The organism is Streptococcus sp. HMSC10E12 (assembly GCF_001807855.1).
GTDB classification, from domain to species: Bacteria; Bacillota; Bacilli; order Lactobacillales; family Streptococcaceae; genus Streptococcus; species Streptococcus salivarius.
Map to the genome: position 1 here is coordinate 1 of NZ_KV791127.1, position 4,863 is coordinate 4,863.

General features: G+C 40.7%; 8 protein-coding genes. 4 read left to right on the forward strand and 4 right to left on the reverse strand.

Annotation, left to right across the window (positions count from 1 at the left end; all coding sequences use genetic code 11):
- Window positions 1–28: 28 nt before the first annotated feature.
- The 4 genes from HMPREF3112_RS10640 to HMPREF3112_RS10655 form a co-directional block, all read right to left on the reverse strand.
- Window positions 29–1,471, reverse strand: coding sequence for a recombinase family protein (locus HMPREF3112_RS10640; protein ID WP_070439738.1), 1,443 nt, complete (start codon window positions 1,469–1,471; stop codon window positions 29–31).
- Window positions 1,472–1,609: 138 nt separating this feature from the next.
- Window positions 1,610–2,212, reverse strand: a complete 603-nt coding sequence (locus tag HMPREF3112_RS10645) for a hypothetical protein (RefSeq protein ID WP_256262702.1) — start codon at window positions 2,210–2,212, stop codon at window positions 1,610–1,612.
- Between the two features lie 3 nt (window positions 2,213–2,215).
- Window positions 2,216–2,584: an ImmA/IrrE family metallo-endopeptidase gene (locus HMPREF3112_RS10650; RefSeq protein ID WP_070439739.1), complete on the reverse strand. Its 369-nt coding sequence runs from the start codon at window positions 2,582–2,584 to the stop codon at window positions 2,216–2,218.
- 6 nt (window positions 2,585–2,590) lie between these two features.
- The gene (locus HMPREF3112_RS10655) at window positions 2,591–2,938 is read right to left on the reverse strand and encodes a helix-turn-helix domain-containing protein (protein ID WP_070439740.1); all 348 of its coding nucleotides are present in this window, start codon (window positions 2,936–2,938) and stop codon (window positions 2,591–2,593) included.
- Window positions 2,939–3,089: 151 nt separating this feature from the next.
- Between HMPREF3112_RS10655 and HMPREF3112_RS10660 the strand changes: the two genes are divergently transcribed.
- The 4 genes from HMPREF3112_RS10660 (at window position 3,090) to HMPREF3112_RS10670 (ending at window position 4,814) form a co-directional block, all read left to right on the forward strand.
- Complete coding sequence (locus HMPREF3112_RS10660) at window positions 3,090–3,293, forward strand: hypothetical protein (protein WP_049554268.1); 204 nt, start codon at window positions 3,090–3,092, stop codon at window positions 3,291–3,293.
- Window positions 3,294–3,348: 55 nt separating this feature from the next.
- Window positions 3,349–4,080 (forward strand): phage antirepressor KilAC domain-containing protein, encoded by a 732-nt coding sequence (locus tag HMPREF3112_RS10665; protein ID WP_070439741.1) that lies wholly within the window; start codon window positions 3,349–3,351, stop codon window positions 4,078–4,080.
- A gap of 209 nt (window positions 4,081–4,289) precedes the next feature.
- The gene (locus HMPREF3112_RS11490; protein WP_176744482.1) at window positions 4,290–4,442 is read left to right on the forward strand and encodes a BOW99_gp33 family protein; all 153 of its coding nucleotides are present in this window, start codon (window positions 4,290–4,292) and stop codon (window positions 4,440–4,442) included.
- An 81-nt stretch (window positions 4,443–4,523) separates the two neighbouring features.
- Window positions 4,524–4,814, forward strand: a complete 291-nt coding sequence (locus tag HMPREF3112_RS10670) for a winged helix-turn-helix domain-containing protein (protein ID WP_247922887.1) — start codon at window positions 4,524–4,526, stop codon at window positions 4,812–4,814.
- Window positions 4,815–4,863: the final 49 nt, after the last annotated feature.

Here is a 4,863-nt window from a genome sequence, read left to right on the forward strand (position 1 = left end):
TGATTGAAATAAAGGTTACTAAAACGCTCTATAATTTCCACAAAATAACGATGCTTTCACTAGTAACTCGAACCTTGCTTATCAAGGCGCGTGCTATGGCTTTCTGCTGCTCATAATCAAGCGTGAAGATGTCCTTCGTGTCAAGCACCCGTCTAATATCTTCTTTCCGCTCTACAGCTTTGAGAGAGGTGTCAGCGTCTAGCTCTTTTTCGAGCGCTGACCTTTCTGCCATGAAGTCGCTTGACCGTTTTTGTAGTTCCTCTAGTGAAATCCTATCGTCAATGTATAGATCATTAAGCCTGCTAATTTTAGCGGTCAGATTGTCAATCTGTTTCTGGTAGCTATCCCGGTCTATCGTCTCTTTGTTAGTGTTAGAAAATAGCTTGTCGATATAATCTGAATCAGTTTGTAGTTTGCTGATTTCAGTTAGGACAAAGTGCTCTATATCGTCTTTGAAATAGAACCCGGAGTCGCATTTCTCATTGTTGTTATAAACGGTCACGCCCTTAGTCTTACGAGGGTGTCGCTGCTTACACTCGTACTTAACTAATCGTGTGCCGTCTTTCCGTATCATGCCTAACTTGATAGCAAGCGGGGCTGAACAATAGCCGCACTGAGCAATACCAGAAAGCATGTATTTAGCTTGAAATGGTCGGGGGTTGAAACGCTGGGCGGCAGTCCTTTGCCTTGTTTTAATTTCCTCTTGCGTCTTGTTAAAATCTTCCTCGGATATAATAGGATCATGGGTGCCAGAGAATATCTGCCCCTTAAATTGATTATATCCGCAATAGACCGGATTCGAGAGGATAACCCTAACTGTCCTATAGTTCCACTCTTTATCTTGTCCGTATTGCTCATTGAGGGCGTCTCTGAGCTTGGTTATCGACATACCCGATAAATACCACTGGAACATTTTCCGGACGATTAGGGCTTGATATGGATTGACTGAGAGCGTGCCCGTCTCTTTGATGTAATCATAGCCGTAAGATGTTTTCGACCACATCATGGATTTGCCAGATTTTGCCCGTCCCAGCTTGCCAAGCTGCATCCGTTCCTTGATTTGTTCCCTTTCTAACTGGGCGAACACGCTCAATAATCCGATCATTGCCTTTCCGAAAGGCGTTGAGGTGTCGAAGTTTTCGAGCAGGCTGACAAATTCTATATCATTCTCCAGAAAGACATCTTCAATCAGATAGAGTGTATCTTTCTGGCTGCGGCTTAATCGGTCTAGTTTATACACTAGAACCGTATCAAACAGCTTTCTCTTTGCGTCTCTTATCAACTGCTCTAGTGCTGGTCGTTCCGTGTTTGAACCAGAGAAACCGCCATCGGTGTATATGTCATAAATATTCCAGTCCTTAATGTCGCAGTAACTTGTCAGCTTTGCTTTCTGCTCGTCTATTGAATAGCCCTCGTCAGCCTGCGACGTGGTCGATACTCGAACATAGATAGCAACTTTATGTGTTGTCATTGTGTTTGTACCTCGTTTTTGATAAAATGGGTACAGAAAAGAACATGTAAGGCTGTTTTCCAGTTTACACGTTTTTTCTGTGGTGCTAGCTCTACACTCTAAGTTTGGCGACGGTGAGTGTAGGGTTTTTTTATTGTCTTATTTTACTTTAACTTCCATTGATCCGTTGAGCTTTTGGCTTGCTAGAGCGTTCCCGTCATCGGTCTTAATGTGGAACATCGGATAACGCTCATAATTGACATTATTGATTGCAGCCCAGACGTTGAAGGCTTCATGTTCTTTTGCAAGCATACCGTCAGCAAAATTCTGCAGGTCAGCTTTGCTATAAGTCTTATATTCGTTAGGCACAGTCATATATAAAATAGTGCTACGGTTGTAAAAACTATATGTACTAATATCCAAACCTTTATCAGTCAAGTCTTGTTTGAAGTAGTCAATAAAGCTACCCATTTGACTTTCTGTAATGTCTTTTAGCTTATCATCCGACGAGCTTGGTTCTGAACTTGATTCTTTTGAAGGCTGTTCCTCACTCTTTGAGCTTGATGCTTTGGCACTGCTAGACGGTTTACTAGCTTTAGGTTTTGCCTTTGAAGAAGTGGAGGTCTGGACTGTCTTAACTGGTTCTGTCTTCGTTTTCGGTGCAAGCCCAGTTATTTCAAAGACTTTCCCAAGAACAGCCAAGCAGACAAGCACAACCACCCACTTTTGCCAGCGTTTCAAATTCTTCCATTTACTCAACATTTTTCAATTCTCCTTAAGTTTTAGATATTCGTTTTTTACAAAAGTCTCATCACAAATCGTGGTGAGATTATATTTTTCCATAAAGCGTAAGTAATTAAAATCATCAAGATTTTCACTTTTTAACAACTCATGGATCATATTCCTATTTGCTTGAACCTCATACTTTTCCCGTAGACGCTCATAGTCTTTGGAATTGTGCTCTAGATGGCCTAGTTCGTGCAGAATGACCTTTAAACGAGTGTCTTGGTCTAAATCCCCGTTGATGTAAACAACCCTGTTTATTGGGTCTATAAAGCCATTTCGTGACCACTCGATTGAACTAAACTCACAGATAGAGACATTGAATTGCTCAAGCAATTCACTTTCAGTCATAGCACCTCACTTCTCTTTGCTGTTCATATAGCCGGCAATTATGCCACGAATGGCACGCTTGTCATCATCGGTAAGAGGTTTACCGTCGAACATCATCGCATTATCGATGATGTTATCGATATCGTGGGCATTGGTTGGTTGTGGTTCGTCCGTAACACCCCATTCAGCGAGTGTGTCCGGTGAAATTCCCAACAAATGACAGATTTTAAAGACGTTTTCAGCTTTTGCGTTCATGATACCACGTTCTAAAATAGAGCGAACAGTAGTATAAGAGATGCCGCTTTCTGTTGCAAAAGCTCTTACATTCCCGTATTTAGCTATAATCAGTTCTTTAATTCTTTCCTCAGCCTGCATTTTTTTGTAACCCTCATTTCTCTTTCTTCCTATATATTACCACAGAAAATTGAGTGGGTAAATAAAAAAAGTAAAAAAAATCGTATTTTTCTGTTGACAGTGTACGAAAATTAGTATATACTTAAATCAAGCTTAAGGAAGGAGGACACAAATGAAAAACATCGAAGAAATTCGTAAGATTAAAGGTGTCGCATTAGTAGACATCGCCGACCTGCTAGGTGTTGATTCCCGCACGGTTCGTAGCAAAATTGATGGTGTATCCGATTTCAAATTTGGCGAGACGGTAGCTATCAAGAAAGCATTCTTCCCAGAATATGAATTAGAATATCTGTTCAGTGAACGTGCTGAAGCCTAAATTTTTTTAACCTAAATATACGAAATTTCGTATAGATTAGAAAGGAGAGATACGAATGAACGAATTGATCAGCGTAACACTGAACGAGAATCACGAGCCGGTTGTTTCTGGAAGACAGTTGCATAAAGCTCTAGGTGTTAAAACAGCTTATAAAGATTGGTTTCCACGTATGACCGAATATGGTTTTACAGAGGGTGAAGACTTTAGCTCATTTTTGAGCAAAAGTACCGGAGGGCGACCAAGTCAAGATCACATTATTAAGTTGGATATGGCGAAAGAAATCGCAATGATTCAACGAACAGACAAAGGCAAGGAAGTCCGAACTTACTTTATCCAAGTTGAAAAGGACTTCAATAGCCCAGAAAAAATCATGGCTAGGGCATTGCTCATGGCTGATAAGAAAATCAAGCTCTTGGAAAACCAAAACGAAAACCTCTTGATTGAGTTGGAAGAAGCGACTAAAAACGCTGATTACCTAGACTTGATTTTACAAACCAAGGACAGCTTGACAATCACCCAAATTGCTCAAGACTACGGGATGTCAGCACGCAAAATGAACCAACTCTTGAAACAAGAGCGTATCCAACGCATCGTCAATGGTCAGTGGGTTCTATATGCGAAATATATTGGTAAAGGCTACATCTCAAGTCGAACATTCGATTACGTTGGTAAGGACGGGAAACCCCACAGTAACATGACAACGGTCTGGACACAACTTGGAAGACGTTTTATATACGACAAATTGAAAGCTATCGACGTCCTACCGATTATCGAACAAGAAGATTGAGGACGACACCTTGACGGCACTAGTGAGCTAGCGGGGCAACAATTCAGTTGAAACGTAAGCAATACCATTAGATGATTTGATTTTATAAGAACTCCTAAAAATAAAATCCAAAAGTCCTCGCTAGTTCTCCAGTGTCGCCAAGGCAACAAAAAAGGCTGACCCCTGCCAGAGTCAGACCGATAGAAAATTTAAACTAAAGAGATTGTACCATGAAAAAACAAAAATGGGAACCGGCCATAATCAACATTATGGCAGACGGTTCCAAAGTTGATGATCTAACTAAATATGTCATACCTAGCGGCCACGCTTACTATGACATCATCATAGGTTTTCGCAAAGAAAAACTACGGAAAGGGGCTTGACTATGAGGTATGCAATACATAATCAGGAACGCAAACGAAAATTACACATCTATCAATAACGCTTTTACTCAAGACAAACGGTTGAAACCAGCAACAATAGGCATTTTAACGGTCATCTTGACCAATAAGCCCGATTGGGTTGTATATCCGGATGAAATCGCAAGACGGCTAGGCATAAGCCGCACTACCGTTGATAGCCATTTCAAAATCTTAGAAGAAGCAGGATATATGAGAGTGATTAAGCGTAGCTTAGGTAGAGGAAAAGGGAGTGAGGTGCACAGATTTTTCTCAGATGTTCCTATAACAGACAACTACCTAGAGTATCTGATGGGACATCTTGAGAAAGAGTTATCCACAGATAGCACAACGTAAATTTTACAGTTCCCAAAAATTGCAATGTGTAAAATTGCAATGTGTAAAA

Bases quoted from the DNA above. Each gene is read 5' to 3' on its own strand.
- HMPREF3112_RS10655 (WP_070439740.1), bottom strand. From the start codon at position 2,938: ATGCAGGCTGAGGAAAGAATTAAAGAACTGATTATAGCTAAATACGGG.
- HMPREF3112_RS10645 (WP_256262702.1), bottom strand. From the start codon at position 2,212: ATGTTGAGTAAATGGAAGAATTTGAAACGCTGGCAAAAGTGGGTGGTT.
- HMPREF3112_RS10660 (WP_049554268.1), top strand. From the start codon at position 3,090: ATGAAAAACATCGAAGAAATTCGTAAGATTAAAGGTGTCGCATTAGTA.
- HMPREF3112_RS10665 (WP_070439741.1), top strand. From the start codon at position 3,349: ATGAACGAATTGATCAGCGTAACACTGAACGAGAATCACGAGCCGGTT.
- HMPREF3112_RS11490 (WP_176744482.1), top strand. From the start codon at position 4,290: ATGAAAAAACAAAAATGGGAACCGGCCATAATCAACATTATGGCAGAC.
- HMPREF3112_RS10650 (WP_070439739.1), bottom strand. From the start codon at position 2,584: ATGACTGAAAGTGAATTGCTTGAGCAATTCAATGTCTCTATCTGTGAG.
- HMPREF3112_RS10640 (WP_070439738.1), bottom strand. From the start codon at position 1,471: ATGACAACACATAAAGTTGCTATCTATGTTCGAGTATCGACCACGTCG.